This is a genomic window from Vibrio lentus, from assembly GCF_002875945.1.
GTDB classification, from domain to species: Bacteria; Pseudomonadota; Gammaproteobacteria; order Enterobacterales; family Vibrionaceae; genus Vibrio; species Vibrio apostichopi.
Map to the genome: position 1 here is coordinate 1 of NZ_MCZK01000047.1, position 4,049 is coordinate 4,049.

The window sequence follows — 4,049 nt, forward strand, 5'->3', positions numbered from 1 at the left end:
CTTCGCTTACTCACACACTGCGCCGAGCGGTGTAGATTAAACAGCAAAAGATAGGAATCTCTTTTAGCGTAATCTCAACCTCCTATAATGTAACGTGGTCTCAATCGAGAAATGTAAGAGCATAGGATTCATGAAAATAAGCATCAAAGACTACAAAGCAAAACAGCCTAAAAAGGGCTGTTATCTGATAAGGCTATTTTCCGCTTTTCCAATTTCTTATCGTTCGAGTTGTTACATCCAACTTTTCTGAAATATACTTTTGCTTATGGCCTTGTGATAAAAGCATTAAGGCTTCTTCTTTCTTAGATTGATTTGCCTTACCTTTAGCAAGCCCACCCTTAGCACCTTTCTTAGCTTGGCTCTGGCGGAACTTCTCAGGCGTAAACTCTCGATACGTCCAGTTAGCGATCGACTTTGCTATCGCCTTAACCTCAGAGACAGGAAGAGGAACTTTAAATTGAGCGTTAAGGGCTTCTACGTGGTCGTAGACAGCTGAGTTCCAGTCACGCTTATAGTTGGGTGCCCAAAACTCTCTAATCGTCTTGTAGCCCCACTGTCGCACCGTATCAAACAACTCACAATTACGACCAAGACCTGATACTTCGCTACCACGTAACGGATGACCTTTTAAATCGAGATAGTCCGCCAATTCATCTAGCGTGTATTCGTGCTCAGTCCAAAACTCATTTTGCCAATGTGGATGCAGTGGGTTTTTCGTCAGTAGCCCTGCAAAGCCACGATCTGCTTTTAGGCGCTCAATCATTGCGGATTCTATCGCAGCAGCGTAACGAATTGGTTCGCTATGTGCGATATCAGACGTGCAGAACGGAATTTTCAAGCGATACGCAATGTGGGCGTGTGCATTTTCTCGGGTTTTACTAGACCAATTTGGAGGAGCTAGCCCGTTGTCATACCAAGATAAAACCGCTCCCTGATGATCAATATCAAAAATTAGATATTTCACCATATGAGGCTGGTTAACTTGCAGATACTTCTTCTTAATCGCTGTAGTTTTTGGACGTATAAGCGTGACACCGAGCTCATCGGTGCAATACGGTTTATAGGGAAGTGACTCGATTAGATCGAGCTGAAGTGCATCGAAGTGATTATTAGCCACCCAAACCTACTCTTAGGCAGAGATGATTTATTGGTTTTTGAAAGCTCATTAGGTATAATTATCCCATAGTGCATAGCCCCTAACTCTCGATGTCTGCCAAGATCATTACGAGGGTTGGGGCTTTCCTTTATCTAGCGTTTATCTTACGCCTCAATATCTTACTTCGCAATTCCCCCCCACTAACACCTAAAAATACAATCAATCACAAATAACTACTTATCAAGTAAAAATCTTATTTCCGAACAACATCAACGATCTATTAATTCTAGCAACAACCTTTTTATTTTAGCTTGTCATTTTTTGGGTTCGCTCCCTCAGGGCCTACTTTTCAAGTAGCACCCTGATGGAGCTTAACACCATACACAACAAGCTGTTGAAAGGATTTTTACCTGACATTCCCACAAATTTACTGCACACCCTAGGTTTGGTAAAAAAGTCCTGATAGTTATATTAACAACTGAGTTTAGATGTTATTTATTACCTCCCTACAACGAAGAACGGCTCCCGATTGGGAGCCGTTCTTGTGTCTAAATCTGAGTACGCACTAAGTATTGTTACATAAAATAAAGTTAGCTTAGTTCATAGAAGCTAGGTTTTTCTTCTGTGAAAATTTGCTTAGTTAATTTGAAGTGAGATGTATCTTCAAAAAGCCCTGTAGAGACCATATAAATACTCTCTGGCTTATAGAAAAAATAGAGTGAAGAACCACAATTAGAACAAAACGCGCGTTCTCCATGCTCTGAGGACTGGTGAATTTTAACCGAATCAATACCATCAATAGCTATAGAGTTTCCAGCATTAAACGGTATGAACGCCCCTGAAGCCCACCTACGACATGATTGACAATGGCAAGCCAACGCCTCACTGATTACATTCTCTACGGTTAACGAAACATTCCCACAAAGACACTTTCCTGTATTAGCCATCTGATAACTCCTAAAATAATAAGGCGTTAATTTTATTCATTACATAAAAAAATTAAAGAAACTGTTCTTTATTTGTCATCTACCCACAAGAACGGCTCCCGATTGGGAGCCGTTCTTGTGTCTAAATCAGGGTGAGTATTAAGCCCCCGCCAAATGAATGAACGCTCACTCACTTCGCACTAAGTGATGTTACGTTAAATTAATCACAATTCACCCAATAAGGTTTTGATAGATAGCAAATCATACCCTCGCGAAGATTTAACAATAACTACTGGTTGGGGTTTTAACAATAGGCGTTTTTTTAGTACACCAACCTTCTCTAACTGATCGCTAGCCAAAGCCATATAGGGCTGTAAATCATTTATGGTAACTCCCAATTCAGATAAAATCTCAGGAGCCTCTTTATTCCCTTCAATGATCTCCCTATGGTAATCAGCATATAAGTTTGGTTTATAGTAATATAATGCAAGTCCAGATAACTCATCTTCTTGAGTGTTTTTTCCATCTAAAGAAAATAGTTTAATAACAACCTTTCCTTCTGGGTCTTCAGTAATAAACTCTTCTAAAACCTCATTGATAAGCATGCATTTCGTGCAATTATACGTAGTGAAAAAAGCTACAACATTCTCACCATTAACATTACCCAAAAAGGGAGATTGATTGTCATCATACACCCCCTCAGTTATCGTTTCTGGTTGAAATCTAGATTCTGTAATCTTTTTTACATCATGCTTTCTTTCATCATAGCGTTCTCCTTGTGTTTTTTTTACTCTCGATTGCAAATCCGCCTCAACAGAATCTGTAATGGCTTTAACCCTTCTTTGCTCACTAGCTTCCTTTTCCAAAAAACCTAAGAGCAATACAACTAAGATGACAAACAGTATTGTTGCAATGTAATTAAGTACGACTCCTTTATTTCGCATTAGTGCATATCACCTTTACTAATTTTCATTAAAAACAATGTTTATATTAAGACAAAAATGAAAACCATAGAAAGGTGTTTATTATTCCTATTATGTTAAACCCACGACTTTTCTATCGAAAATACCGCCTAAAAGCCCCTCACACAGCCTGTGAGCCATTTTAAGAAGCAAACCCACCCACAAGCACACAAACCCGCTCTGAAAGTTAATTTCACTATCTGAGGGCTTCACAGTGCGAATTAACATCTTTTGAACTCACCCAAAAATCACACCGTAACGCTCATAACTGAAACTTTACTCATGAGATCGTGATTTCTCGTGAAATGGGCGAAGTCCTTTCATGAGGAGAGCGATCCGACAATCGAACGGAGTGAGTGCGTCAGAACTACAACCCTAAGCCTCGCAGAGTCACATCGTAGATCGGGGATTTTGGAGCTTGTAGCACAAAATGCAAATCCTGCTAATCATCAATTTGATGGTCTATCACTGCGCTGTCCCGTTTCAAAACACCCTTTGAAACCAATAGGCATCGAGGCATCAAGTAACTGTCACTGCATTACAGTGACAGTTACTTACGAAACACTATCAACGTACGATGCTCTGCTTTTCGTTTCCAAAATCAATCGTCCATGCGCCCCCTCTGCGGGGTTTAATTGTTATGTGGGAATGAAAGTGCTCTATAAGCGTTAAGAAATTCAATCACTGAAAAGTGCCGAACCAGAGAGGGGAATTGTTAATTTTAGTGCATGCTCTAGGATGCGTTGAGTAGGCGAGACTGAGAGCGTTTTATTAGAGTGAAACTGACGGGGCGAAGAAACGGATTATTTCACCTTTAAAAGGGGCTCAGTCGCGCGTAGCGCTACGCATCCAAGGTCTTAGAAACATGTTTCTAAGCTGCTCTTTTCTTTGCTTTTATTTTTTCTTTTCGTGTAACTCTTACCTGTAGCCTGTACTTGTAACTATCGTTACAGGAAGTAGTTACACGAAAGAGTTACAAGTAAACATGACGAAAATTTAAATGATGGAGTGACAGTGCCACAGTTTAAGACCGAGTGTATGCCGCTTGCTCGGTGTTCGGACGCT

3 protein-coding genes are annotated in these 4,049 nt (G+C 40.2%); all 3 read right to left on the reverse strand.

The window, feature by feature from the left end; all coding sequences use genetic code 11:
• Positions 1-193: 193 nt before the first annotated feature.
• Entirely contained in the window at positions 194-1,117 is a 924-nt protein-coding gene (locus BCT49_RS04120) for a replication initiation protein (RefSeq protein WP_102434255.1), read from the reverse strand.
• Between the two features lie 569 nt (positions 1,118-1,686).
• Positions 1,687-2,043 carry a GFA family protein gene (locus tag BCT49_RS04125; RefSeq protein ID WP_102434256.1) on the reverse strand — a complete coding sequence of 119 codons (357 nt, stop codon included), beginning with the start codon at positions 2,041-2,043 and terminating at the stop codon, positions 1,687-1,689.
• A 203-nt stretch (positions 2,044-2,246) separates the two neighbouring features.
• The gene (locus BCT49_RS04130; RefSeq protein ID WP_102434257.1) at positions 2,247-2,966 is read right to left on the reverse strand and encodes a hypothetical protein; all 720 of its coding nucleotides are present in this window, start codon (positions 2,964-2,966) and stop codon (positions 2,247-2,249) included.
• Positions 2,967-4,049 lie beyond the last annotated feature (1,083 nt).